Below are 24089 nucleotides of genomic sequence, written 5' to 3'. Positions count from 1 at the left end.
TCAGTCCTTGTCGGGGCGGGCGATGGCCCGGCACATCTCGTCGCCGACCTCTTCGGTGCGCGCGGTGCCGCCCAGGTCGGGCGTCAGCAGGTCCCCGCACAGCACGTGGTCGACGGCGCGTTCCACGGCGGCGTGCGCCTCGCGCAACCCCATGCGGTCCAGCATCAGGGAGTAGCTCATGACCGAGGCGAGCGGGTTGGCGCGCCCCGTGCCCACGATGTCCGGGGCGCTGCCGTGCACCGCCTCGAAGACGCCGAAGAACGCGGTGTCCTCGGGGTCGTAGCTGGCTGACGGCGCGACCCCGAGCCCGCCGGCGAGCTGGGCGGCCTCGTCGCTGAGGATGTCGCCGAAGAGGTTGCCGGCCACCACGACGTCGAACCGGGCCGGGTTGCGGATCAGCTCCATGGCAGCGGCGTCGACGTACAGGTGGTCGCACTCCACGTCCGGATAGGACGAGGCGATGGCGCGGAAGCGCTCCTGCCACAGGGGACCGGCGCTCGGCATGGCGTTGCTCTTGTCCACGAGTGCGAGCCTGCGGCGCGGACGGGAGCGGGCGAGCTCGAACGCGGCCGTGACCGCCCGGTCCACGGCCCAGCGCGTGTGCACGGCGACCTCCATGGCGACGTGCCCGGGGCGGCCGCCGCGGACCGTCCCGCCGACGCCGGCGTACACGTCCTCCGTGTTCTCCCGCACGATGACGAGGTCCACGTCCTCGATGGACGTCACATGCTTCAGTGGGCAGTGTTCCAGGGTGCGCAGCCGCACCGGGCGGAGGTTGACACTCAGTTCGAGCTGCCGGCGCAGCCCGCCGATGATCTGCTTGGCATGCCCGTTGTCCGGGATGCGCGGATCGCCGAGCGCGCCGAGGAGGACGGCCCGGTACCTGTTTCTGATCTCCTCGATGTCGATGTCGACATCGCCGTGCTCGAGGAAGTAGTCGGCGTCGTACGGCAGTACGTCGGTGGTGAGGCCGGTGCCGAAGGTGTCCTCGACCACGGCATGGACCTTCAGCACCTCGGCCATGACCTCGGGGCCGATGCCGTCTCCCGGGATGACCGCGAGGGGCCTCACCGTGCCGACGCTCCGGACCGGAGCTGTGTACCGGCGTAGGCGACGAGACCGCCCGCGGTGAGCAGCTCCCGCTCGAACGCGGAGGGCGGCGTGATCGGCGCGGACGTCCCCCGGGTCGCGTTGACCAGTTCGCCGCGCTCGTCGTCGACGACCAGCCGGTCTCCCTCCTGGATCTCGTAGGCGAAGTCGCCCACTTCGACCAGCCTGAGGCCGATGTTGAGGGCGTTGCGGGAGAAGATCCGCGCGAAGCTGTGCGCGACGACGAACGGGGCGCCGGACGCCTTGATCCCCATGGGCGCGTTCTCCCGGGAGGAGCCGCAGCCGAAGTTCATGCCGCCGACGATCACCGAGCCGCTCAGGTCGTGCCCGGAATCCTGGTAGTGGTCGAGGAACGGCTGGTTCCCCGCGTGCGCCATGATGTGCTTCTTGTACTCGGCCGGGTCGGGGATCTGGCAGTACACACTGGGCAGGATCACGTCGGTGTTGACATGGTCGCCGAAGACCCAGGCAAGGCTTCCCTGGCGGTCGGCGCCGGCTGCGGAAGCCGCCTGCTCCGGCCGCCCGGCCGCGGCGGTCAGCGGCGACCTGCCCTCGCGTGCCGAGTGGACCGAGAACAACTCGTCGATCCCGCTTCGGACATCGTCCTCGGTGGTGTAGTAGTCGGCCTGGTCGCCGATGGGGGAGAGCACCCCGGTCAGCGCCGCCCGCGCCGCGACGGCGGGGCTGGCGAGCACGACACTGGCGTCCACGTCACCGCAGCGGCCGCGGAAGTTGCGGTTGGAGGTGAAGACCGCGACCTCTCCCTTGCCGAGCACACCGGACTTGATGCCGATGCACGGGCCGCAGCTGGAGGACTCCACGTAGCAGCCCGCCTCCAGCAGGACGTCGATGAGGCCTTCCTTCATCGCCGCCCGGTAGGCCTTCTGGGACGCGGGGATGACGATGGTGCGGACGCCGTCCGTGACGCGCTTGCCCTTGAGCATCTCCGCGACGACCCTCAGGTCCTCCAGGTGCCCGTTGGTGCAGGAGCCGATGAAGACCTGGTTGACCGGGATCTCGCCGTCCTCGTTGGCGATACGGGCCAGTGGCGCGACGCCGGTCATCAGGTCCTCGCGGCCGCCGTACGCGTCCCAGTGGCGCAGTATGTACTGGAGCTGGTGCGTGCCGATGGCGTTGTCCGGCGAGAACGGAAGGGCGACGGTCGGCTCGATCCGGTCGAGGTGGACGTCGATCACGTCGACGTACTCGGGGTCGTCCTCGTCGACGGTGAAGGTGGGGTACGTGACATCGCCGAGGAAGTCGGCGAGGACCCGGTCGGTCGGGAACAGGCCGTACTTGGCGCCCATCTCCACCGCCATGTTGCTCAGCGACAGCCGGTCGGTGATCGCCAGGGAGGCGAGGCCGGGGCCGCCGAACTCGAGGCTGCGGTAGACGGCGCCGTGCACACCGAGGAGGCCGCACAGGTGCAGGGCCACGTCCTTGCCCTGAACGTGCGGGCGCAGCGAACCGTGGAAGCGGACCAGCGTCGCCTCGGGCACCCGCATCCAGCAGCTGCCCCGGACCAGGGCCATGGCCAGGTCCGTCGAGCCGATGCCGGTGGCGAGCGACCCGATCGCGCCCGCGGTGCAGCTGTGCGAGTCGGCGCCGACGGCGACGTCGCCGGGACGGATCAGGCCCTGCTCGATGAGGATCTTGTGCTGGATGCCGCCGTCGTAGCCGACGTCGAACACCCGGATGCCGTGTTCCTTGGCGAACCGCCGCAGCTCGACGAGGATCGAGGCCATCGAGGCGGTGTGCGTCGGGACGACGTGGTCGAAGACGAAGGCGGTCTTCTCACGCTGCGCGGCGAGGCCCGTGGCGATGTACTCGTCGTCGAAGCCGCTGTCCCGGAGGATGTCCAGGGCCCACTTGACGGTCATCTCGCTGCCCCAGCACAGGTCGAACGGCAGGTCGACGACCTCGCCGGTGCTGACGGGACGGCCGAGTTTGTGCTCGAAGAGCTGTCGTACCAGAGTCATCGCAGAACTCTTCCATCCTGGGAACCGAGAAGCTGTTTCTTGAGGCAGTCGAAGACGGTGACGTAGGGCTCGATGCGCCGGTGCACGGCCGGGGACGAGAACCGGATCCAGCCGCGCACCTGTGCCGGGCGGCAGCCCCGCAGCCGCTTCGCGTCCGCCGAACCCATCCCGTACGAGATACGGCGGGCGCCGCCCGCGACTGCCTGTTCGACGAGGTGGTAGAAGGCGAGGTTGAAGTAGGCGTAGTTGGCGCCGATGGCGGCGGTGTCGAAGCCGACGAACTTGGGGTGCAGCACACCCCCGGCTTCCAGGCACAGCAGGAAGCCCGCGATGTCTTGCCCCTCGGCGCCTTCGCGCAGCACGAGATGCAGCGTGGCTCCGAGCCGCTTCGCGTCGAGGAGGGAGGTGAACAGCCGCTCCATCGCGGCCCGGTCGACCGGAAGGCCGTACTTCTTCTGCTGCCCCTCGGACAGTTCCGCGCAGCGTTCGATCACTGCCGGGCCCGGGGCCGCGGCGTGTTCGATACGCATCCCGCTCGCGGTGAATCTGCGGATCTCGGACCGCACGACCGTGCGGCGCTTGCGGTCGAGTGTGCGGAGGTAGTCCTCGAACGAGGAGGCGGGCGCGACGTCGAGGTCGTATTCCAGGTCGGAGAGGAACTCCAGATAGCCGTGTCCGGCGAGGGCGCGGTGCAGTTCCTCGTCCGTGCCGGACTGCCACAGGAAGCTCTGTGCGGGGATCCCCTGTGTCCGGCAGAACGCGTCGATGCCCCCGAGGAGCTGTCCGATCGCCGACCGGCGGTCGGCCGACGGCAGGGTGAGGACGCCGCTCGCGTACCCGTACGGGCTGGTCATCACGAGTGCCGGATAGCCGGCCGCGCGCGTGTGGGCGGCCTCGGCGCACACCACGGCGGCGAGCAGCGCGGCGGCCTCGGCGGACTCCGCCTCCGACCGGTCCCGCGCGAGCGCCTGGCGGAGGTGGTCCAGTTCGTAGTCGCCGAACAGCGCGCCCGTCGGGTCGTGGTACGGAAACGCGTCGGGGTCGCGGACCAGCAGGCCCTGCACACCGGCCACGGTGCGACCGCCGTCCCGCAGCAGGAAGAAGACCAGCTCGAAGCCGAAACAGTCCTCGACCGCGCACAGCCAGTCGTGCGTGAGATACACCTGCGGCGCGGGGACGAGCGCGTCCCACTCCCCGCGGTCGACACCGGATGCCGACCGTACGACGACCACCTCAGTCCCCACGGACATCCACGCCCTTCGTGGCCACCGCGATGAGCCGCTCGGCCCGGTGGTCGTAGGGCGTGCCCAGGTAGCCGCCGAAGAACCGTACGTCGTCGAAACCGGCGGTCCCCAGCATGTCCCGCAGTTCGGCAGCGCTGTAGAGATAGATCGTCATCGACCCCCTGGCAGCGGCCGAGCCGTCGATGGAGAACCAGTCGCTGCGCAGCCGGGTCCAGTCGTCGAGGATGGTGTCGCGCTGGATGAGCACCTTTCCGTCCTGCTCGGAGAGCGAGACCCGCTCGTCGAGCCGCGCGAGGACCTCCTTGCCGACGACGTCGATGAGCAGCGAGCCGCCCGGCGCCAGGCTGGCGTGGGCGTTGTGCAGGACCTGGACGTTGTCCTCGTGCCGGTCGAAGTAGCCGAAGGAGGTGAACATGTTGACGATGACGTCGAACGCCCCGGGCTCGGCGAAGTCGAGCATGTCCGCCTCGACGAGCCGTGCGCCGACGCCCGCCTCGTGGCAGGCCGAGGAGGCGTCCTTCAGCAACCTTCCGCTGCGGTCCACGCCGGTGACCGCATGGCCGTTGCGGGCGAGCGGCACGGTGAACAGGCCCGGGCCGCAGCACAGGTCCAGGACGCGTGCACCGGGCGGAAAGCGGAACAGCGGCGACTGTGCCACGATCCGTGCCGCCTCGGCGGCGCGCTCCTCGGAGAACAGATGCGGGAAGAAATCGTTCCAGAACCTCTCGTCCTCGAACCATGCGGGGTTGTCGTGCTCTGCGGTCATACCGAATTGGCCGTTCGCTTGTGATAGATCTCGATCATCTGCGCCTCGGTGACGCTGGACTTCGTCAGCACGGAGACCTCCTTGACGTCGCGGAGCACCGCGCCGAGGACCGCGTCGTCGTACGACAGTCCGTGGGCGTCGAGGACATGGGAGATGATCGACTTGCCGGAGTGCTTGCCCATGACGATGCGTCTCGTGTGTCCGACGAGTTCGGGAGGGAGCGGCTCGTAGGCGGTGGAGTCCTTCATCACCGACGACACGTGCAGGCCGGACTCGTGCGAGAAGGCGTTGCCGCCGACGATCGGCTTCATGGGGCTGACCTCGATGCCGGACAGGTCGGCGATGAGGTTCGACATGGGCCCCAGCCGGGACAGGTCGACATTCGTGTCGTATCCGTAGAGCTGGGTCAGGGCCACCGTCACCTCCTCCAGGGAGGCGTTCCCCGCCCGCTCCCCGATGCCGTTGATGGTGCACTGCACCTCGTCCGCGCCGCCGAGGATCCCGGCGACGGTGTTGGCCGTGGCGAGACCGAAGTCGTTGTGGCAGTGCAGCGAAAGCAGCACGCTGATGCGCGAGCGCAGCCGCGAGATGAGGGTGCGGAAGTCGTCGGGGGTGGTGGATCCGACGGTGTCCGCGACACCGACCAGATCGGCACCGCTCTCCTGGGCGAGGACGAGGACCTCTTCGAGGTAGTCGTACGACGTCCTGGTGGCGTCCTCCGAGCCGCAGCCGACGAACATGCCGAGGCCCTTGGCGTAGGCGATGCCGTCGGCCATCTCCCGCTTCAGCCGCTCACGCACCGAGCTGTCGGCACCGCCGAACTTGACCCGCATGTGTACGTCGGACGTGGGAACGAAGGTGTAGATGGCGCCCGCACCGCACGCCTTCGCGAGGTCGATCTCCGTGCGATTCGGGCGGCAGAACGCCACGACGCGAGCCCGCAGGCCCAGGGCGGCGATGCCGCGCACGGCCTCCTGGTCGGCCTGCGACGAGGCGGGGAAGCCCGCGTCGATGCAGTCGACGCCCATCTCGTCGAGAAGGCGGGCGATCTTCACCTTCTCCTCGACCTGGAAGGCCACTCCGCAGGTCTGCTCGCCGTCGCGGAGCGTGGTGTCACAGACGAGGATCTTCCTCGCCGGGGATTCGACCTGGGTCACTTTCCCTCTCCCAACAGGTACTCCCGGCACCGGGTGCCGATCAGGTCTCCGGTGAACCGGGGACGGGGGCCGTAGACGACCCACGTGGTGGTCACCGCTCCGATGTAGCGGTCGAGGCGGAGCGCGCCATCCGACTGCTCCAGGTACTCCAGGTGGGTGAGCCCCGAGTCGTACGCCCCCGCGAGCAGGTTGCGGCCCACCACGGGCTTGGACGGTTCGCGGATGACCTCCTCCCACTGCGACAGATCGACATAGCCGGCGGTCGCCGGGACCAGGCCAAGGGTCTTCGGGCGCTCCACGTCGGCCCGGCTCAGCAGCACCAGTTCCTTGGTGGGGTACACAAAGGTGTCCACCACATGGACCTCCCCGAAGTACCGCTCGGTGATCAGATGCACCTCGGGGTGCGCGCTGCACTGCACCAGGAAGTCGGACTCGCCGCGCCGGACGCGCTCGAGACCTTCGTGCAGATCGAGGGTGAGGTCGGTCTTCGCCTCGTCCTCGATGCCCTGGAACGTGAGGTAGTGCGCCACCGCGTTCTCGTGGCAGCTTCCCTCGGGGCCGAGCGTGGTGAATGTCAGGGTCATCGCCGTACCTCCACAGATGCCTTCGCCGGGGAACCGTCGATGATCTCGTCCTCCAGGCGGCATGCCTCGTCGATGAGCAGGGTTGCCAGGGAGCGCATGAAGTCCGGGGAGACGTTCAGCCGCCCGCCGCGGGCCGCGTACGCCTCATGGACCGTGTGCACCCGCTGGGGCTGCATCATCGGAATGCCGTTGGCCCGCTTGACCTCGGCCACTTCGCAGCAGATCGCCAGGCGCGCCGCCACGAGCTCCGCGAGCTGCTGGTCCAGCGCCTCCAGCCGTTCCCGGTACGGCTGCAGGACGGTGTCGGGAGTCGGGTTCATCGCGAAGCCTCCGATGCCAGGGCGCGGGCCGCGCCGCGCAGGGACGGGAGTCCGTATCCGCCCTCCTGGACGAAGACGGTGGGCAGCTGCTGTTCGGTCAGGAGCGCTGCGACAGGGCCGAACACATCCGGCGGCAGGGTCCAGGACCCGTGCGGGTCGCCCAGGAGTACGTCGTAGCCGACGGACACCACCAGGGCGTCGACGTCCTCCTGGCGCAGATGGGACACGGCGTCCTTCACCAGCGCGAGGAATCCCTCCGTGCCGGGGTCGGACGGCACTCCGAAGAGACCCGGCCCCGGTTCGAAGCTGTAGGGGAAGTCCCCGGGGTCGCTGGAGTGGACCGAGGCGAACGGCAGCGTGGGATCGTTCTGTACGCAGGCGAGCGTGCCGTTTCCCAGGTGGTAGTCGACGTCGAGGATGCCGACCCGGGCCGCGCCCTCCTCACGCAGAGTCCGGGCGGCGACGACGGCGCTGTTGAGGAAGCAGTAGCCGCCGTGCCAGCCGGGTCCCGCGTGGTGGCCCGGGGGCCGCACCAGGGCGTAGCTGTTGCGTCTCTGGCGAGCAGTCAGTTCGGCGGCCCGCACGGCGGCGGCTGCCGCGCTCAGTGCGGCGGGCCAGACGGCGCGGGTGACCGGCGTCTCCTGGTCGAGGCCGGGTGCCGCGAAGGCGTCGTCGAGCGCCGACTCCCGGCCCTCGGGCACTCCGTGGCGCAGGTAGTGCAGAAGGGCGTCGTCGTGCACGGCGGCGACGAGCCGCTCCGCGCGGCTCAGGCTGTCCCCGCCGAGCGGGGCCACGACGGCACCGCCGTCCTGCAGCCCGGCCAGGATCTGGTGGATCCGCTCGGGGACCTCCTTGCTGGCCACCTGGACGCCGGACGGCTCGACCGTGAACGGCAGAGCGTCGGACTCCTCCGGTACCACCACATGCAGGCTCATGTCAGGTCCTTGATCACGCGAGGGCCCAAGACGCGGAAACCGGAGCGCTCGTAGAACGCCAGCGTCCGGGGGAACGTGGCGACGTGCGGGCCGGGCAGGCATACCTCGACCCGCCGGATGCCGTCGGCGGCGCAGGCCGCGTCGAGTTCGGCGAGGAGCTGGGCCGCGACGCCCCGGGACCGCAGCCCGGGGTCCACCCACAACTCCTGGACCAGGCGGTACGGCGCGGCGAGCCGGAGCGCGATCTGGGTGGTGTATCCGAGAACGCCGACCACGCGGCGCTGTTCATCGCGAGCGACCAGCACCCCGGAGCCGTCCTTGCCCGCGATGGCGTCGGCCACGGCCGCCCCGATCCCGGGAATCGTGTGGCCGGGGTCGGCGCGCAGCTCCCGCAGGAGGGCGGTGACCGCCGCCGCCACCGCGTCCGCCTCGGCCGGCTTCGCCGGGCCCGTCTCGAAGATCAGAGGGGGCATGCCGGTCACCTCACACCCGTTTCCAGCGTGGCCTCGCTCAGCTCCTCGACGCCGAGGACGCGCAGCAGCGCACGGGCCTTGAGGCGCGTCTCCTGGAACTCCTCCTCGGCGTCGGAGAGCTCGATCAGCGCACCGCCCACTCCCATGCGCACACGGTTTCCTTCCCAGACGATCGTGCGGATGACGATGCTCTGGTCCGCTCTGCCGTCGAAGCCGAAGAACCCGAGGCTGCCGGAGTACACACCACGCTCCTCCGCCTCCAGTTCGTCGAGGAGTTCCACCGTCCGCTTCTTCGGCGCCCCGGTCATCGACCCGCCAGGGAAGAGCGCCTCCACGCAGTCGACCGCGTCACGGTCGGAGCGCAGGCGTCCCCGGACCGTGGTGACGAGCTGGTGCACCGTGGCGTACGACTCCGCGGCCATCAGCTTGGGCACGTGCACGGTGCCGGTGTCGCAGACCTGGCCGAGGTCGTTGCGGAGGAGGTCGGCGATCATCAGGTTCTCGCTGCGGACCTTGCGGTCAGTCTCGAGCGCCCTGCGCGCGGCCTCGTCGGCCACGGGGTCGGCGTGCCGGGGAGCGGTGCCCTTGATCGGCTTGGTCTCCACTTGGCCGTTGCCGGCCACCGTGACGAAACGTTCAGGCGAGGAGCTCAGGAGCGACCGCTCTCCCAGCCGGATGTATGCGGCGTACGGCGCGGGGTTGGTCGCCCGCAGCCGCAGATAGGTCTCCAGCGGATCGGCCTGGCTGGTGCCGCTGATCTGGTACGTGTAGCAGGCCTCGTACGACTCGCCGTCACGCAGCCACTGCTGCACGACGTCGAAGTGCCGCAGGTACGTCTCCCGGTCCACTCCGGGCTTCAGCACGGCCGGCGCCGTCTCCCGCAGGGGCCCGGACACCGGTGCGCGCCGCGCCAGTGCGCGCACTTCATCGCACCAGGAGGCGTGCTCCTCGGCGGACAGGCCCACGGTGATCAGATAGCGTCGGCCGGTCTCGTGGTCGTAGGCCGCGAAGCGGTCGACGCGGAGCAGCTCCGCGTCCGGCCGCTCACCGCTGCCGGAACGGCCCATTCCCACGCTTCCCTTGACGCCGTATCCGAGATATCCGACATAGCCTCCGGCGAACGGCACGGGCGACGCGTCGGCTGGGACGGGCGTAGCCGCGAGGCCCGCCCGTAACTGCTCGAAGACGGTGCCGGAGACGCGCTCCATGGAGTCGTCGGTCTCGCGTTCGACGAGATTCGCCCCCGCGTAGGCCCGGATCACCTCGAGGCCGCCCCCGGCGCAGGAGCCGAGGTAGCTGTAGCGGCCCATCTCGTACGCCGCGCGCGAGCTGTCGAGCCAGAAGCTGTACGGACTGTCGGCGAAGGCCCGCAGGAACAGGTCCTCGGCGGTCAGGTCGATATCCAGTTCGCTCCAGCGGAGTGCGGGCGTGACGCCCAGGAAGTTCGCGATGAGTTCCGGGCCGTACTGGCTGTCCACCGACTCGGGGTGGAACTGCACGCCGTACAGGGGCCGTTCGCGGTGCTCCAGGCCCATCACGAGACCGCTCTCCGACCAGGCCGTCGCGACCAGGCTCTCCGGCAGCGGGTCGGTGACGGTGAGGGAGTGGTAGCGCACCGCGCGGAACCCCTGCGGGATCCCGGCGAAGACACCGGTCCCGGTGTGGGTGATCGCGCTGGTCTGGCCGTGCACGATCTCCGGCGCGTGCCGGACGTCGCCCCCGAAGGCGAGGGCCAGGCCCTGGTGACCGAGACACACGCCGAGGCAGGGCACGGTGGCCCGCTCCAGCAGGGCCCCGCAGAGCCCGAAGTCCTCCTCCTTGGCCGCAGTGCCCGGGCCGGGGGAGATCACCACGTGGGTGAAGTCCTGTCGCAGCAGTTCGTCCGCCGTCGCTTCGTCGTTGCGCACGACGACGGGAGGCACTCCTGCCACCTTCCAGATCAGCTGGAAGAGGTTCCACGTGTAGGAGTCATAGTTGTCGACAAGAAGAATCCGCAGGTCTTTCACGATGTGCTCGAACTCCTTGAGAGCCGAAAGGCGCTTGTGAGCGCGGCAATCCGGCAGACCGACTTTTATCCGCGATGAAACACCGGTGAATGAATCGCTACGAATGGAGCGAAGGTGAGCATGCTCAAGCGGATAGGCATGCGGATTGAGGTGACATGTCCCCCGGCCCCCGTACGTTTGTCACTGCTTAGATGTCCAGTGAAACTGATGTTAGTCACCTCCAGCCGGAAACACACCCTGGTGTGACTCAACCCACTGCAAGTCGACCATGGAGGGCGCGAGTTGACCGCCGACGGTCAAACAATGCGGTTGGAGGGTGACCTGCTGGAGCGTCAGGCAGCCGCGACGGTCGCCAGGACCCCGGCCGCGATCCGGGCCAGGTCGTCGTCCCCGGTGACGAACGGCGGCATGGTGTAGATCATGTCGCGGTACGGCCGCAGCCAGACTCCTTCGCGCATCGCTGCACGCGACGCCACCGCCACGTCGACGTCATGGTCGAGCTGGACCACGCCGATCGCGCCGAGCACGCGTACGTCGACCACACCGGGTAGCACCGTGGCCGGTTCCAGGGCCTTCCGCAGCGCCGACTCGATCCCCTTGACCTGCTGCCGCCAGTCGTCCTGGAACAGCAGCTCGATCGAGGCGTTGGCCACCGCGCTGGCCAGCGGATTGCCCATGAACGTCGGGCCGTGCGCCAGCACGGGAAGCTCGCCGCGGGAGATGCCGTCGGCGACGCGGGAGGTGCACAGCGTCGCGGCCATCGACAGATAGCCGCCGGTGAGGGACTTGCCCAGACACATCACGTCGGGCGCGACGGAGGCGTGGTCGGCGGCGAACAGCTCGCCGGTGCGGCCGAATCCGGTGGCGACCTCGTCGAAGATCAGCAGTACGTCGTTGGCGTCTGCGACCTCGCGCAGCACCTTCAGATAGCCCGGGGCGTGGAAGCGCATCCCGCCCGTTCCCTGCACCACCGGCTCCACGATCACGGCGGCCAGCTCGTGGGCGTGCCGCTCGACGAGATCGGCCAGGTGGCGGGCGTACGCCTCGTCGACTCCGGCGTCGAAACCGGCTGGCGGGAGATCCGCGAACACTTGCGATGGCAGCAGGCCCGACCAGGCGCTGTGCATGCCGCCGTCGGGATCGCACACCGCCATCGTCTGGAACGTGTCGCCGTGGTAGCCGCCCCGCCATGTCAGCAGCCGCCGCTTCTCCGGGCGGCCGAGCGAACGCCAGTACTGCAGGCACATCTTGACCGCGACCTCGACGGACACCGATCCGGAGTCGGACAGGAACACATGCCTGAGCGGCTCGGGTGTGATCTCGACGAGTTTCGTGGCCAGTCGCACGGCCGGCTCGTGGGTGAGGCCGCCGAACATCACATGGCTCATCCTGCCGAGCTGGTCGCGCACAGCGGCGTCGAGCACCGGGTGCCCGTAGCCGTGGACAGCCGCCCACCACGAGGACATCCCGTCGACGAGTTCCCCGACGCCTTCGACGGGCTGGGCGAGCCGCAGCCGTACTCCCGAGGCCGACTCGACCACGACCGGGTCGGTCCGTCCCGGCATGGGCCCGTACGGGTGCCACACATGGGCCCGGTCGAGTGCGATGAGCTGCTGGGGGTCCATGGGCGGCGCGGGTACAGGCACGAGATGCGATTCCTCCTTGACGCTTCGTCTCATCGAAGCGGTTCAGTAAACGGCCTGAATATAACTACCGTGTGGCTCAGGCGGAACGACGACGATTTTCGGCCACCGGCCTGACGATCCCACTCACCCGCGGGCTGCCATGACCCGGTCCTCCTTGCTGGTACGTTGATACGAACAAGCCCGCCGTGTAAAGCGGTCCGCAAAAGCGGCTCGACTGGAAAGGGGGAGCGGGAAATCCGCAATCCCGTCATGCGCGATCCCGTACCAGCTCCCCAGGGGGCGCCGTGCCCCACAAGGTGATTCTGGCGCTTCTCGCGGTCGGTTCCTTCGCCGTCGGCACCGACGGGTTCGTCATCAGCGGGATCCTGTCCCGCATCGCCGGCGAACTGGAGGTGTCCGAGCCCGTGGCCGGGCAGCTCGTCACGGCCTTCGCGCTCAGTTACGCGATCAGTGCACCGGTCCTGATGACCCTGACCGCCGGCCTGTCCCGCCGCGTCATGCTGCGCGGCTCGCTGCTGATGTTCCTGCTCGCCAATGTGCTCGGCGCGATCGCCCCGACGTACGGGGTGCTGATGGCCGCCAGGATTCTGTCCGGAGTCGGCGCCGCGCTCTACATGAACACCGCGGCAGCCGCGGCGACGGCGCTCGCGGGGGAGCGGTACCGGGGCAGGGCCGTATCCCTGATCATCGGTGGGCTCACGGTGGCCACCGCGCTCGGTGTGCCCGGCGGCACGCTGGTCGGGCAACTCGGCGGCTGGCGGCTGACGTTGGTGCTGGTCGCGGTGCTGGCCCTGCCCGTGTTCATCGGCCTGTTCTTCGTGCTGCCCGCCGTGCCCCAGCCGCCGCTCATCAGCCTGCGCGACCGTGTGCGGATCGGCGCCCAGCGTCCGGTGCTGTTGGCGATTCTGGCCAACCTGTTCGCGGTGGCCGGCTGTTTCACCGTATTCACCTACCTCGCCCCCTTCACCCGGACGGCCACGGGGATGGACGACGCCAGTGTGAGCATCGTGCTGCTGGTGTGGGGTGTCGCGGGCGCGGTCGGGAACGCGATCGGAGGCCGGCTCAGCGACCGCATCGGGGCGGAACGCACGTTCACCGCCTCGGTGTCGGGCGTCGTGGTGACGATGACCCTGCTGGCCGTGATGGCGAGTTTCTTCGCCTCCGGCGCGACCGTCGTCGTGGCCGTCTTCCTCGCCGTCACCGTCGCCTGGGGCACGGTCTACTGGGCCGAACCTCCCACCGCCATCCACCGCGTTCTGGACCTGGCTCCGACGGCCCCGAGCGTGGCCATCTCCGTGAACAGCTCCGCGTCGTATCTCGGCGTGGCTCTGGGCGGCGCGGTCGGCGGTGCGGTGCTCGACCGGCTCTCGCCCGCCGCGCTGGCGTGGGCGGGTGTGTGTCTGGAGCTGATCGCTCTGGCATGTGTCGTCCTGCCCAGGGTTTCCGCAGGTCGGCGGGGTCGGGTGCACGTTCCCGGCCACGCGGCCCCGGAACCCGTGCGTGAAGTGTGACCTTGATGACTTCCGGTAGGTCAGCGACGACATCGCAGGTCCGGAAGTGAAACAGTGCAGACAACGACAATCCATATGATTTAGGGGGAGGTTGGCCACCCATGGCTGACGACGTTTTCGACCGGCTCACCGCCTGCGCCGTCGACGTCTTACAGGTCAAGCAGGAGTCCGTGACCCCGGACGCGAGCCTGGCCGACGATCTTGGTGCCAGCAGTCTCATCCAGGTCGAGCTGGTCATGGCCATCGAGGAGGCGTTCGGCATCTCGGTGCCGGACGACGCCGTGGAGGACATCCGCACCATGGACGACCTGCACCGTCTCATCCTGTCCCTCGTCTCATGACGAACGGGAGCGGCAAACGCGAGGGGCGCCGCGTCGCGGTCACCGGTCTCGGTGTGGTGAGCGCCTGCGGCATGGGAGCGGAGTCCTTCTGGGAGGGCCTGTTCCAGGAGCCGCCCCCGGGCCACCGGGAGCTGACGGACTGGGACCCGTCGCCCTGGATGGAGACCCGGGAAGCCCGGCACACCGACCGGTTCACCCAATTCGCCGTCGCGGCCGCTGACATGGCGTACCGCGACTCGGGCCTCACCGAAGTGGAAGCCGAACGCTGTGGCGTCATCGTGGCCACGGCCCTCGCCGGCGTCAGCACGTTCGAACGGCAGAGCATCGTCCACCACGAGCGCGGCGCCAGGCGTGTCTCCCCGTTCCTGGTGCCGATGATCATGGCCAACGCCGCCGCAGCGACGGTGGCCATGCACCAGGGGTGGCGGGGGCCGTGCGAGAGCCTGGAGACGGCCTGCGCCGCGAGCACCCACGCCATCGGGCACGCCGCGCGGATGATCGCCGACGGCACCTGTGACGCGGTGCTCGCCGGCGGCACGGAGGCCGCCATCACGCCCGCCATCGTGGCCGGGTTCACCAATATGAGGGCCCTGTCGCCCTCGGGCCGCACCAGGCCCTTCGACGCCGAGCGCGACGGCTTCGCGATCGCCGAGGGCGCCGCGGTGCTGCTGCTCGAGAGCTGGGACGCGGCCGTGGAGCGCGGCGCCACCCTCTACGGAGAGGTGCTCGGCTCGGGCAGTACGGCCGACGCGCACGACATCACCATGCCCGCTCCCGACGGCGGTGAGGCCGCCCGGTGCATCCGGCTGGCCCTCGCCGACGCAGGGGTGCGCCCGGAGGACGTACGCCAGATCAACGCCCACGGCACCGGCACGTTGCGCAACGACGAGGCGGAGACCAACGCCATCCTGTCGGTGTTCGACGACTGCCCGCCCGTGACCTCCACCAAGGGAGCGACCGGGCACGCGTTCGGCGCCGGCGGCGCGATGGAGGCCGCCGCGGTGCTGCTGTCCATGCGGCGCGAAGCGATACCGCCGACCCTCGGGCTCACCGAACTCGACCCCAGGCTCGGTCTGGACGTGGTGACGGGCGAAGGCAGGAAGTGGCAGCCCGGCCCGACCCTCACGTCGTCGTTCGGCTTCGGCGGCCACAACGGCGTCCTTGTCCTTGGCCCCGCTGGTTAGCGTTCGGAGCGCAGCGATGGAAGCAGAGCGACGTAGCAGTCCGCACGACGTGTTCGCGTGGATCGACGACAGCGCGCGCCGCAGGGACCGGGCCGGCCTGACCCGGCGGGTCCAGGTCCGCGGCACCCGGGCGAGCGTGATCGATTTCGGCGGCAATGACTATCTCGGCCTGACCAGGCACCCCGACGTCGTACGGGCCGTGGCCGACGCAGCCCTGACGTGGGGGGCCGGGTCGACCGGCTCCCGGCTGGCCACCGGGACGACGGAGGTGCACGCCGAACTGGAGCGGGAACTGGCTGAGTTCTGCGGGGCGGAGGCCGCTCTGGTCTTCTCCTCCGGCTACCTGGCCAACCTCGGCGCGGTCACCGCGCTGGCCCGCCCCGGCACGCTGATCGCCTCCGACGTGTTCAACCACGCATCCCTCATTGACGGTTACCGGCTGTCGGGCGCCGACGTGGTCAATACCGAGCACGCCGACTCGCAGGCACTTGCGCACGTGCTGGCCGAGCGCGATCAGCAGCGTGCGGTGGCTGTGACCGAGTCGGTGTTCTCGGTCGACGGCGACCTCGTGGACCTGTCGGCCATCCTGGCCGTCTGCCGCGATCACGCTGCGGGACTGCTCGTCGACGACGCGCACGGATTCGGCGTCATCGGAGAGCGGGGCGAGGGCGCGGTGGCCGCTGCCGGCCTGGACGGCAGCCCCGACGTCGTCACCACCATCACCCTGTCCAAATCCCTTGGCGCACAGGGCGGTGCGGTGATCGGCCCCCGCCGGGTGATCGAGCATGTGACGAACATGGCCCGCAGCTTCCTGTTCGACACCGGGCTGGCCCCGGCCTCGGCCGCCGGGGCGCTGGCGGCGCTCCGGGTGCTGCGTGCCGAGCCGGACCGTCCGGCGCGGACCCGCGCGGTGGCGGTGGCCATCGCCGAACGCCTCGCGGGCGCCGGAATGGCGGTGACCGAGGCGCAGGCGGCCGTGGTGTCGGTGCGCGGGCCCTCCGCGGCACAGACCGCCGAGTGGGCGGAGAGCTGCCTGGCCGACGGCGTCAAGGTGGCGTGCTTCCGCCCTCCGTCGGTCCCCGACCGGTTCTCCCGCATCCGTCTCACCGCCCGGGCGGACCTGACCGAAGCCGAGATCGACCGCGCGGTCGAGGTCGTGGTCAAGAACAGCCCCTGATCGGGGAACTGCCGTACGACGACACGGTGACCTACGCCGAACGAGACAGGACATCATGACGATCGCCAGCGGGTTCCTCTCGCACGCCACGACCTCACCCGGCCGTGATGCCGTTGCCATCGGCGGCAATCCCGGACAGCGGTGGAGCTACGACGCGCTGCGGCGCGGCACGCTTGCCGTCGCGCGGGCGCTGCGCGCAGAATTCGGCGCGGCCGCGGGTCCTGAGGTCCGGGCCGCTGTGCTCCTCGGCAACCGCAAGGAGTTTCTGGAGATCTTCTTCGGTGCGGCGGTCGCCGGGATCCCCGTGATGGTTCTCGACCCGGCGTGGAGCGCCACCGAAGTGGCGTCCGTCCTGCGGGACACGCCGCCGGTGCGGCTGTTCTGCGAGACCGCCACCGGGCCGATTGCGGAGACCGCGCCCAGCGGCACGGTGGTGGAGGTGGCCGGTCCCGGCTTCGAGGACTGGCTGCGCCGCCACGGGGGCAGGGAACCGGCCGACGGCTTCCCGGAGTTCGCCGAGGTGCCGGAGGACGCGCCGTTCTACGTGGGGTTCACCTCGGGGAGCACCGGCCGCCCCAAGGGCGCTGTTCGTTCCCACCAGTCCTGGCTGCGTACCTTCGACCACTACACTGCCGAGTTCGGCATCGACGGGACCGACACGATCCTGCTGCCGGGCTCGCTGGCGCACTCGCACTTCCTGTTCGGAGCGGTGCACGGGCTGCATGCCGGTGCGACGGTGTACCCGATGGCGTCGTTCGATGCGGGCCTGGTTCTCGACCACGTCGAACGGTACTCCGTCACTCGGCTCTACCTGGTGCCGACCATGTTCGAGGCACTGCTCGAGTACGCAGGCCGGCACCCGGGCCGCTCCTTCCCCCAGGTGCGTTCCCTGCTCTCGGCGGGGACGAAGTGGTCGCCGGCGCGGCAGGCCCTGGCCGGGGACCTCTTCCCGAACGCCGACGCCGTGGAGTTCTACGGGGCGACCGAACTGAGCCTGGTCTCCGTGCTGCACGGCGACGACGACGGCCCGAGAGACTCGGTGGGCAGGCCCGTGGCCGGCGTCGAGCTGTCGCTGCGGTCGCCCTCGGGCGGCGAGGTGGGGGTGAACGAGGTCGGCAAGGTGCATGTGCGCAGCGACATGCTCTTCACCGAGTACCTGTCCGCCGACCACAGAGGAGCCCCGGACGAGGACGGGTGGTTCACCGTCGGCGACATCGGCCGTGTCGACGAGCAGGGCTATCTGCATCTCGTCGGCAGGGACAAGGGCATGCTGATCAGCGGCGGCCTCAATGTGCACCCGGAGGAGGTCACGGCGGCCCTGCTCCGGCTGGAGGAGATCGCCGAGGTCGCGGTCGTCGGCCTGCCCGACGAGCACTGGGGCGACCTGGTGTGCGCTGTGGTCCGGTGGCGCGGCGGCGCACGCCTCGACCTGGCGCAGATACGGGACCAGGCCTCGGCGTATGTCTCGCGGCAGAAGTGCCCCCGGCGGCTGTTCGAGACGGCCGAGCTGCCGCACACGACGAGCGGAAAGATCGACAACAGGCGGGTGCGGAACATCCTCCTGGACGGTCGGCAGGGTATGCGGGAGGTTCTGTGAACGGGCAGCGGCCCATCGTCGTGGCGGCGCGCCGCACCCCGATCGGCTGGATCGGCGGTGCGTTCGCCACGACGCCGATCCACGAGTTGCTCAGGGCCTGTCCTCACCTGTCCTCACGGCCCTGCTGGACGACCTGGGCGTCACCGGGGCCGATATCGACGACGTGATCGTCGGCACGCGGGCGGCTCCGGCGGCAACGCGGGCGGCTGCGGCGGCAATCCCGCCCGGTACGCTTCGCTCACCGCGGGTCTCGGCATCGATGTGCCGGCGACGACCGTCGACCGGCAGTGCGGCAGCGGCCGGGAGGCCGTCAACCTGGCGGCCCGGCTGGTGGCGACGGGGGCCGCGGACATCATTCTGGCCGGAGGCGCGGAGAGCGCCAGCACGGCGCCCTGGCGGGTCGAGCGCCCGGCCGTCCCGCACGGAACGCCGCGCTTCTACGCCCGCCCGCACTTCGTGCCCTCGGAGTTCGGGGACCCCCGACATGGGTGTTCCTGGCGAGAATGTGGCACGGCTGGGCGGGATCACCCCGGGAGCGGCAGGACCGGTACGCGCTCGCCAGCCACCAGAAGGCGGTCGCCGCCGCCGAAGCGGGTCGCTACGACGCCGAGTTGATGCCCGTGCCGGTCCGGGTCGGCGAGGCGGCCGGTGATCGCGGGAAATGATCGCCAAGGGTCCTGGCATAAGCCATGAGCAGCGCTTCGTCGGTTGCCCCATCAGGACGCTGCGCCTGGCCGACAGCCTGGGCGAGGCGCTGGACGCCCGGGGCCTGGGCGCGAGGGCCGACGACCGGCGCGCATGGCGGCGTGGTGTACGGCAGACGGAGAAGGGCGACGTGCGCTGAGCGGTTGAGCATGAGGGAACGACGAAAGGGCTTCCGGTCGTTGATCGGAAGCCCCCTCGTCGTGCGCCCCGGTATGGGCCGGTTCAGCCGCGCTCCACCCGGACGTGCAGCGGGGCGCGGAACGACAGCAGCGCCAGCATCTCCGGTGTCGAGTCGTCCGCGAGCCTGAGGTCGGGCAGCCGGGCGGCAGTCATCCGCATCACCACATCGGCCTCCATCCTGGCCAGTTCGGCTCCGGAGCAGCGATGCCGCCCCACACCGAAGGACAGGTGTTTGCGTACGTTGGCCCGGTGCGGACAGATCTGCTCGGGGCGCTCGAAGACATCGGGGTCCGAGCCGGTGGAAGCCAGCATCAGGAGCAACGGAGCCCCTTCCGGCAAGTCCACGCCGGAGAGGGTCATCGGCCGGCCGGTGACCCGACGCCAGGTGGTGATGGGGGGTTCCCGCCGCAGCATCTCCTCGGTCCACGGCTCGACGGTGCCGGGCTCGGCGGCGAACTGCCGCCACAGGCCGGGGACTTCGAGCGCCCGCCGGTACATGGTGCTCAGCATCTGCGTGGTGGTCATCTGGCCAGCGATGATCATGAAGTAGACGACCGCCGCTGCCTGGGCCACGCTCAGCGGCTCCCCATCCGGCAGGCGGTGCGCGGCGAGCGCGCCGAGCAGCGTACCGTCCTGGGGATCGGGCTGTTGCACCAGACCCGTGAGCCAAGCGTAGAAGTCTGCGGCCTCACGGGCCAGTTCGACCTCGCGCCCGCGTCGCGGCCGCCCCCAGAACAGCTCCAGGGACGCGTCGCTCCACCGGGCCAGGGTGTCGATGTCCACATCGATGGCCCGCTCCAGACCGAGCAACCGCAGCATCACCTGGAACGGCACGTCCCGCGCCAGAGTTGTGGCCAGATCGCACACGCCGTCGGCGGCGAGCCGTTCCTCGACCTCGTCCAGCGACTGGGCCACGACCTTCTCGACCATGGGGACGGATGCGTTGACGGCCTGAGCGTTGAGCAGCCTGGTCATGATGCGCCGGAAACCGGCGTGGGTTTCACTGCCGTTGTTCGCCAGCGTCTGCGGCAGGTCGAACTTGACCCGCGCGAGGACGCGAAGCGTCGGCACGGAAAAACGGCCGACCGCGTCGATAGCGTTGTCCGGAAGGAAGTTCTCCGGATCGAGGAGAATCGCGCGTACGTCCTCGTACCGGCTCACCAACCACAGTCCCGTGTTCTCGTCGTACTTCACGGGTTCGTTCTCGCGGAGCGCCGCCATCGCCGGAAATGGGTCGAGCGCGTACCCTTGATCGAACAGATCCACACTGTCAATGGGAATTGCCACCATGACGTCAAACCCACCTCCCCCGGTCGACGGTATCAATCGTTCCTGATCACGCTGAATAGCTGCCGGGGGACAGATGTGTGAGACGTGTCTCGTGCGGGTCTGCGTCAGGGGTCATGCGTGACGCCTAGGATGATCAGCTGCGGTCTTGGCGAGTTCCGGGACTACCCGGCGCATCTGCTGAGAGGTGGGCAGAAGCGGATGCTCGCGATCGCGGCGGTGCTGGCCGTGGGACCGGGGTATGTCGTGTTCGACGAGCCGACCACGCTCCTCATGGGACGTCGCCGACGGCCCGCCGCCGAAGACCATAGCCACCTATGTCTCCATGCATCCGCCGCTGTAGACGGCGCGGATAAGCGGACATGGGGACGGACGAGCCGTCCGAAGAACTCCTTCGGACGGCTCGTCCGCGTTCGGTTCCGCGCGTCAGCGTGTCACTTCTGCGCGGCGTCGAAGGGGTTGCCGCTGTTGACACCGTTCTTCTTGGCTTGGGCGATGGCGGCGGCCGAGGGCTTGTTCTTGGTGAACACGTCGTGGCCGACCAGGGTGGACTTCCACTCGTTGGCGGGGGTGGTGCCGGAGGTCAGCAGCCACTGCGTGGCGATCTTCTCCTGGCTGCCGCTGACATACTGACCGCTCCAGGTGGTGGCCGAGTGGGCGTTGCGGTATTCGTTGCGCCAGGCGACCGTCCAGCCGAGGGCGGTGCCGCTGCCGTCGGTGGCGGCTGCGCTGTCGTAGCGGCCGGTCAGCACATAGCGGTTCTCGGCGTTGCCGACGGTCGACTCGTAGGTGCCGACGAGCCCGCCGTCCGCGGTCGCGGTCACAATGAAGGTCGAGCCCAGCTGGTTGTACCACGTACCGGTGATTCCGGCCTGCGAGGCCGACTGGGCGGCTGTCTTCGAGGTCTTGCCGGTGTCCATCGACGCGCTGGCCGTGACTGTGACACAGGTCAGCGAAACGGCAACAGCTGCAACCACGATCTTGCGCATGTGAGACACGAATTTCTCCCCTAGTTGATGCTGGCGAGACCGGCGGACGTGAGTTCCGCGCGACGGCCGGAAGCTCGCTCCGCAAAGGTGTGTGACCCGTACACCCGGTGGTGCCCGGTGGACAATCAGCAATGTGGATGGGCCCTTGGCCGAAAAGAGCAGGATGGTCGAGGTCCGAGTAGATTGCTGCCAACAGCACATGTCCGGTGGAGATCGTACTCGCGCTCTGCGGATTGTCTCAACGCTCTTTTCTGCAAAGGAGTTTCGGCCAAACTATGGCTTGAATACTACCTAGCGGCGTCGACCCGGCAATGAAGTGACGGTAGTCAGCGATCAGGAGGAGTGTTTCGTCATCGGCGATGCGTATCTTGCGATAGGGGTTCCTGGCGTTGGAGATATCCCTCTCTCGTGAGATGGCCTTGCCACGGCACCACCCCGGCCTCCGGCCGCTATCCGCCATGATGGCCCATCTGATGCAGCCCCACGAACGCCGTGATCCGCCTCGCCCGTGCGCATCGCGAGAATGGAACTCGTCCGCCCGTCTGTGAGGGGGGTCTTGTTGCAGGGCAGCAGGGGGATGCCCCCCAGGCGCGCACGTGCTGCCCCTGGAAGTCCACGCCCTGCGAGTGGATGGTTCGGCGATTGCACTCCAGGCCGACTCCGCGATGGTGCTTGGGTGGGCGAACAGGAACTGGGTTTCCGGTGACGGGAGATCAGCTCGTTGAGGTTCTCGGGGTGGGCGGTCCGTGCGGTGTGGATGCGCTGCTTGAGGTCGGCGTTGCGCAGCGGTCCGAACGCGCGGTTGCTGACCAGCTCGTGCTCCTGGCGATCCGCAGCGCCTTGACGGCCAGCCGCAGCCGCTCCTCCTCCTGGTTCATGGGGTTGTTGGAGGTCGGCCGCCCGGCTGTGCACGCGGAGATCGTCTGAGCGATGCTCACTCGTACCTGCGGGGCGAGTTCGTAGCCGGCGAAGGCGCCCGGCAGTTCGGGCTCGCCGACATGACCGGAGGAGACGTCGAGTCGCCTCGCCGTGTTTGTTCTGCGGACAGGCGCGGAGCCGTCCCGCAACTCCTCGAGGGGCGCCCGCAGCTCCCGGGACCCGGCCGGTCACCGCTTCCGGCGCATGCCGCGACAGCGTGAGGACGGTGCAGGAGGCCACCGCCTTGACCGCAGTCCCCCGTCAGCACGTCCTCGCCGACGTAATCGCCGTCGGCCAGCACGCCGAGGACCGTCGGCGCGCCGTACTTGCCCGCGCCCAGCTTGTCGGCCTTGCCGTGGCCGATGAGGATGACCTCATCTTCTAGGAGCAGCGGACGGACCGGAGCGTCGTGCACTCACCGGAGCGTCGGGCCACCCGGCTCGCAACCCGCGAGGAGCCGGCGGTCCTGGAGGTGAGTGCTCCGGGAGGATGCTGACGGCGCCGAGGAAGTGTGTCGCCCCAGCCTAGGACCGTCAGGCTGATGATCCACTGTCGACGACCAGGTCGGTGCCGACCATCGCGCCGGCTGCGGGTGAGGCGAGGTAGAGCACCGCGGCGGCCACTTCTTCGGCCTCCGCTACCCGGCCGAGCGGGTTCTCCGTCTTCGCCCGCTCGGCACGGTCGGTCTCGGTCTCGCCGGGCCGTAGCGACATGGGGGCGGCGGAGGCGCCGGGGCTGACCGCGTTGATGCGGATGCCCTGGTGGATGTGGTCGAGAGCGGCGGCGCGGGTCAGCGCGGAGACCGCTGCCTTTGAGGTGATGTACGCGGCGGCGTTCGGGATCCGCAGGTGTGCGCCCAGGTTGGAGGAGATATTGACGATGGCACCGCCGCCGTTCTCCTTCATCTGCGCGATCTCGTGCTTCATGGCCAGCCAGACGCCGGTGACATTGGTCCGCAGCACCGCGTCCCAGTCGTCCTCGCTCACTTCGCCGACGGGTACGGTGCCGCGGAGTATCCCGGCGTTGTTGACCGCTATGTCCAGTCCGCCGAAGCGGGTGACGCTCTCGCGTACGAGGTTCTTCAGCTGGCCGGAGTCGGTGACGTCGGCGGTGACGGCGACGGCCGTGCCGTCGGCCGCCTTGATGAGACCGACCGTCTCGTCCAGGGAGGCCTCGGTGCGTCCCGCGGCGACCACGGATGCGCCCTCGGCGGCGAAGGCGAGAGCGATTGCGCGGCCGAGGCCGGAGCCTGCGCCGGTGACGAGGGCCGTCTTGCCGGTGAAGCGGTTCATTTCGATGACTCCCTTGAGTGATGGATTACTTGGTGCGGTGGTTCAGGAGGGCGACGACGGCGAGGGCGGCCCCCGTCGCAGCCAGGGACCAGGCGTCGCTGCCGAGCGTGAGCAGGACGGCGAAGAGAACGGTCGGGCCGAGTTCCACGGCGGTGTTCAGCACGCCGCCCGCGAGTCCGGTCTGCTGCTGCGGCACGCCCTCGGTGGCGAGCCCGGCGGCTCCCGCGAAGGAAGCCGTGGTGCCGGCCGGCAGCAGCACGAGGCCCGGCAGCAGTCCATACGCGTACGAGGTGCGCACATCGAGCCCGGTGAAGGCCAGGAGGGTGAGCCCGGCCGCGCCTGTGCCGAGCCCGGCGGCCGTGACGGCTCGGGCCCGTACCGGCCGATGAGCGGTCCGTGCCGCCCGGCCCGAGGAGATCAGCGCGACGGCGAACGGGACGAGGACGGCCGAGGTCTGCAGCGGTGACCAGTTGCGTGCCTGCTGGAGGTGGAGCGAGAGGACCACGAAGGTCATCGCGGTGGCGCAGGCACTCAGTGCGATGGCCGTGAGTGCGAGGGCCCGCCGCTGGTTGAGCAGGAAGCGGGGTGGCAGCAGCGGGTCGCGGGCACGGCGCTCCGCGTACCAGAAGGCGGCGAGCAGCGCGGTCCCGCCGAGCAGCGGCACGAGCACCCTGGCCGACGACCAGGG

The 24089-nt window shown here is 69.6% G+C and carries 24 protein-coding genes and 2 pseudogenes; 9 read left to right on the top strand and 17 right to left on the bottom strand.

All coding sequences use genetic code 11. From position 1 onward, the window contains the following. The 11 genes from ACTWQC_RS14080 to ACTWQC_RS14030 form a co-directional block, all read right to left on the bottom strand. Window positions 1–1071 (bottom strand): isocitrate/isopropylmalate dehydrogenase family protein, encoded by a 1071-nt coding sequence (locus ACTWQC_RS14080; protein WP_443315992.1) that lies wholly within the window; start codon window positions 1069–1071, stop codon window positions 1–3. After that, the gene (locus tag ACTWQC_RS14075) at window positions 1068–3089 is read right to left on the bottom strand and encodes a LeuD/DmdB family oxidoreductase small subunit (protein WP_443315991.1); all 2022 of its coding nucleotides are present in this window, start codon (window positions 3087–3089) and stop codon (window positions 1068–1070) included. Before ACTWQC_RS14075 ends, ACTWQC_RS14080 begins: the two co-directional genes overlap by 4 nt. Then, entirely contained in the window at window positions 3086–4339 is a 1254-nt protein-coding gene (locus tag ACTWQC_RS14070) for a GNAT family N-acetyltransferase (RefSeq protein WP_443315990.1), read from the bottom strand. The genes ACTWQC_RS14075 and ACTWQC_RS14070 overlap by 4 nt, the downstream gene beginning before the upstream one ends. Next, complete coding sequence (locus ACTWQC_RS14065) at window positions 4323–5099, bottom strand: class I SAM-dependent methyltransferase (protein ID WP_443315989.1); 777 nt, start codon at window positions 5097–5099, stop codon at window positions 4323–4325. Before ACTWQC_RS14065 ends, ACTWQC_RS14070 begins: the two co-directional genes overlap by 17 nt. Continuing rightward, the gene (locus tag ACTWQC_RS14060; protein WP_443315988.1) at window positions 5096–6256 is read right to left on the bottom strand and encodes a LeuA family protein; all 1161 of its coding nucleotides are present in this window, start codon (window positions 6254–6256) and stop codon (window positions 5096–5098) included. The genes ACTWQC_RS14065 and ACTWQC_RS14060 overlap by 4 nt, the downstream gene beginning before the upstream one ends. Then, the gene (locus tag ACTWQC_RS14055) at window positions 6253–6840 is read right to left on the bottom strand and encodes a hypothetical protein (RefSeq protein WP_443315987.1); all 588 of its coding nucleotides are present in this window, start codon (window positions 6838–6840) and stop codon (window positions 6253–6255) included. Before ACTWQC_RS14055 ends, ACTWQC_RS14060 begins: the two co-directional genes overlap by 4 nt. Next, window positions 6837–7160, bottom strand: coding sequence for a chorismate mutase (locus tag ACTWQC_RS14050; protein WP_443315986.1), 324 nt, complete (start codon window positions 7158–7160; stop codon window positions 6837–6839). Before ACTWQC_RS14050 ends, ACTWQC_RS14055 begins: the two co-directional genes overlap by 4 nt. Next, complete coding sequence (locus ACTWQC_RS14045; RefSeq protein WP_443315985.1) at window positions 7157–8095, bottom strand: hypothetical protein; 939 nt, start codon at window positions 8093–8095, stop codon at window positions 7157–7159. Before ACTWQC_RS14045 ends, ACTWQC_RS14050 begins: the two co-directional genes overlap by 4 nt. Then, window positions 8092–8568, bottom strand: coding sequence for a GNAT family N-acetyltransferase (locus tag ACTWQC_RS14040; RefSeq protein WP_443315984.1), 477 nt, complete (start codon window positions 8566–8568; stop codon window positions 8092–8094). The genes ACTWQC_RS14045 and ACTWQC_RS14040 overlap by 4 nt, the downstream gene beginning before the upstream one ends. A 5-nt stretch (window positions 8569–8573) precedes the next feature. Beyond that, a complete protein-coding gene (pabB, locus tag ACTWQC_RS14035) occupies window positions 8574–10574 on the bottom strand; it encodes an aminodeoxychorismate synthase component I (RefSeq protein WP_443315983.1) in 2001 nt (666 codons plus the stop codon). A gap of 332 nt (window positions 10575–10906) precedes the next feature. Beyond that, window positions 10907–12199, bottom strand: coding sequence for an adenosylmethionine--8-amino-7-oxononanoate transaminase (locus ACTWQC_RS14030; protein ID WP_443316073.1), 1293 nt, complete (start codon window positions 12197–12199; stop codon window positions 10907–10909). 305 nt (window positions 12200–12504) lie between these two features. On the opposite strand from ACTWQC_RS14030, the gene ACTWQC_RS14025 reads away from it, so the two are divergent. From ACTWQC_RS14025 to ACTWQC_RS13990, 8 genes and pseudogenes are all read left to right on the top strand, one after another. Continuing rightward, window positions 12505–13731: an MFS transporter gene (locus ACTWQC_RS14025; RefSeq protein WP_443315982.1), complete on the top strand. Its 1227-nt coding sequence runs from the start codon at window positions 12505–12507 to the stop codon at window positions 13729–13731. 101 nt (window positions 13732–13832) lie between these two features. Further along, on the top strand, window positions 13833–14072 hold the full coding sequence (locus ACTWQC_RS14020) for an acyl carrier protein (protein WP_443315981.1): 240 nt from the start codon (window positions 13833–13835) through the stop codon (window positions 14070–14072). Continuing rightward, window positions 14069–15256: a beta-ketoacyl-[acyl-carrier-protein] synthase family protein gene (locus ACTWQC_RS14015; protein ID WP_443315980.1), complete on the top strand. Its 1188-nt coding sequence runs from the start codon at window positions 14069–14071 to the stop codon at window positions 15254–15256. The genes ACTWQC_RS14020 and ACTWQC_RS14015 overlap by 4 nt, the downstream gene beginning before the upstream one ends. 16 nt (window positions 15257–15272) lie before the next feature. Further along, window positions 15273–16433: an 8-amino-7-oxononanoate synthase gene (locus ACTWQC_RS14010; RefSeq protein ID WP_443315979.1), complete on the top strand. Its 1161-nt coding sequence runs from the start codon at window positions 15273–15275 to the stop codon at window positions 16431–16433. A gap of 55 nt (window positions 16434–16488) precedes the next feature. After that, entirely contained in the window at window positions 16489–18030 is a 1542-nt protein-coding gene (locus tag ACTWQC_RS14005; RefSeq protein ID WP_443315978.1) for an AMP-binding protein, read from the top strand. 57 nt (window positions 18031–18087) lie between these two features. Beyond that, window positions 18088–18423, top strand: a pseudogene (locus ACTWQC_RS14000) (beta-ketoacyl synthase N-terminal-like domain-containing protein); the annotation flags it as partial. 95 nt (window positions 18424–18518) lie between these two features. Continuing rightward, a complete protein-coding gene (locus ACTWQC_RS13995; RefSeq protein WP_443315977.1) occupies window positions 18519–18695 on the top strand; it encodes a thiolase family protein in 177 nt (58 codons plus the stop codon). Further along, window positions 18692–18874: a hypothetical protein gene (locus ACTWQC_RS13990; protein WP_443315976.1), complete on the top strand. Its 183-nt coding sequence runs from the start codon at window positions 18692–18694 to the stop codon at window positions 18872–18874. The genes ACTWQC_RS13995 and ACTWQC_RS13990 overlap by 4 nt, the downstream gene beginning before the upstream one ends. 83 nt (window positions 18875–18957) lie before the next feature. Here ACTWQC_RS13990 and ACTWQC_RS13985 read toward each other — a convergent pair whose 3' ends face one another. The 4 genes and pseudogenes from ACTWQC_RS13985 to ACTWQC_RS13970 all read right to left on the bottom strand — a co-directional run. Continuing rightward, complete coding sequence (locus ACTWQC_RS13985) at window positions 18958–20181, bottom strand: cytochrome P450 (RefSeq protein ID WP_443315975.1); 1224 nt, start codon at window positions 20179–20181, stop codon at window positions 18958–18960. A 455-nt stretch (window positions 20182–20636) separates the two neighbouring features. Continuing rightward, the gene (locus ACTWQC_RS13980; protein WP_443316072.1) at window positions 20637–21191 is read right to left on the bottom strand and encodes a streptavidin; all 555 of its coding nucleotides are present in this window, start codon (window positions 21189–21191) and stop codon (window positions 20637–20639) included. 333 nt (window positions 21192–21524) lie between these two features. After that, window positions 21525–22103 (bottom strand): hypothetical protein, encoded by a 579-nt coding sequence (locus tag ACTWQC_RS13975; RefSeq protein ID WP_443315974.1) that lies wholly within the window; start codon window positions 22101–22103, stop codon window positions 21525–21527. 62 nt (window positions 22104–22165) lie between these two features. Beyond that, a pseudogene (locus tag ACTWQC_RS13970) lies at window positions 22166–22258 on the bottom strand (hypothetical protein); the annotation flags it as partial. Window positions 22259–22353: 95 nt separating this feature from the next. On the opposite strand from ACTWQC_RS13970, the gene ACTWQC_RS13965 reads away from it, so the two are divergent. Then, complete coding sequence (locus tag ACTWQC_RS13965; RefSeq protein ID WP_443315973.1) at window positions 22354–22494, top strand: hypothetical protein; 141 nt, start codon at window positions 22354–22356, stop codon at window positions 22492–22494. Between the two features lie 148 nt (window positions 22495–22642). Here the strand turns inward: ACTWQC_RS13965 and ACTWQC_RS13960 are convergent, their stop codons facing one another. Further along, on the bottom strand, window positions 22643–23401 hold the full coding sequence (locus ACTWQC_RS13960) for an SDR family NAD(P)-dependent oxidoreductase (RefSeq protein WP_443315972.1): 759 nt from the start codon (window positions 23399–23401) through the stop codon (window positions 22643–22645). Window positions 23402–23426: 25 nt separating this feature from the next. Continuing rightward, on the bottom strand, window positions 23427–24065 hold the full coding sequence (locus tag ACTWQC_RS13955; protein WP_443315971.1) for an MFS transporter: 639 nt from the start codon (window positions 24063–24065) through the stop codon (window positions 23427–23429). Between the last annotated feature and the right edge of the window lie 24 nt (window positions 24066–24089).

The organism is Streptomyces sp. 8N616, from assembly GCF_052246385.1.
GTDB lineage: Bacteria > Actinomycetota > Actinomycetes > Streptomycetales > Streptomycetaceae > Streptomyces.
The sequence above is the reverse complement of the archived record's forward strand: the minus strand, read 5'-3'. Positions and strand labels throughout refer to the sequence as shown.

Bases quoted from the DNA above. Each gene is read 5' to 3' on its own strand.
- ACTWQC_RS14070 (WP_443315990.1), bottom strand. From the start codon at position 4,339: ATGTCCGTGGGGACTGAGGTGGTCGTCGTACGGTCGGCATCCGGTGTC.
- ACTWQC_RS14010 (WP_443315979.1), top strand. From the start codon at position 15,273: ATGGAAGCAGAGCGACGTAGCAGTCCGCACGACGTGTTCGCGTGGATC.
- ACTWQC_RS14055 (WP_443315987.1), bottom strand. From the start codon at position 6,840: ATGACCCTGACATTCACCACGCTCGGCCCCGAGGGAAGCTGCCACGAG.
- ACTWQC_RS14065 (WP_443315989.1), bottom strand. From the start codon at position 5,099: ATGACCGCAGAGCACGACAACCCCGCATGGTTCGAGGACGAGAGGTTC.
- ACTWQC_RS14075 (WP_443315991.1), bottom strand. From the start codon at position 3,089: ATGACTCTGGTACGACAGCTCTTCGAGCACAAACTCGGCCGTCCCGTC.
- ACTWQC_RS14050 (WP_443315986.1), bottom strand. From the start codon at position 7,160: ATGAACCCGACTCCCGACACCGTCCTGCAGCCGTACCGGGAACGGCTG.
- ACTWQC_RS14045 (WP_443315985.1), bottom strand. From the start codon at position 8,095: ATGAGCCTGCATGTGGTGGTACCGGAGGAGTCCGACGCTCTGCCGTTC.
- ACTWQC_RS14040 (WP_443315984.1), bottom strand. From the start codon at position 8,568: ATGCCCCCTCTGATCTTCGAGACGGGCCCGGCGAAGCCGGCCGAGGCG.
- ACTWQC_RS14005 (WP_443315978.1), top strand. From the start codon at position 16,489: ATGACGATCGCCAGCGGGTTCCTCTCGCACGCCACGACCTCACCCGGC.
- ACTWQC_RS13960 (WP_443315972.1), bottom strand. From the start codon at position 23,401: ATGAACCGCTTCACCGGCAAGACGGCCCTCGTCACCGGCGCAGGCTCC.
- ACTWQC_RS14020 (WP_443315981.1), top strand. From the start codon at position 13,833: ATGGCTGACGACGTTTTCGACCGGCTCACCGCCTGCGCCGTCGACGTC.
- ACTWQC_RS13980 (WP_443316072.1), bottom strand. From the start codon at position 21,191: ATGCGCAAGATCGTGGTTGCAGCTGTTGCCGTTTCGCTGACCTGTGTC.
- ACTWQC_RS13990 (WP_443315976.1), top strand. From the start codon at position 18,692: ATGATCGCCAAGGGTCCTGGCATAAGCCATGAGCAGCGCTTCGTCGGT.
- ACTWQC_RS14030 (WP_443316073.1), bottom strand. From the start codon at position 12,199: ATGGACCCCCAGCAGCTCATCGCACTCGACCGGGCCCATGTGTGGCAC.
- ACTWQC_RS14015 (WP_443315980.1), top strand. From the start codon at position 14,069: ATGACGAACGGGAGCGGCAAACGCGAGGGGCGCCGCGTCGCGGTCACC.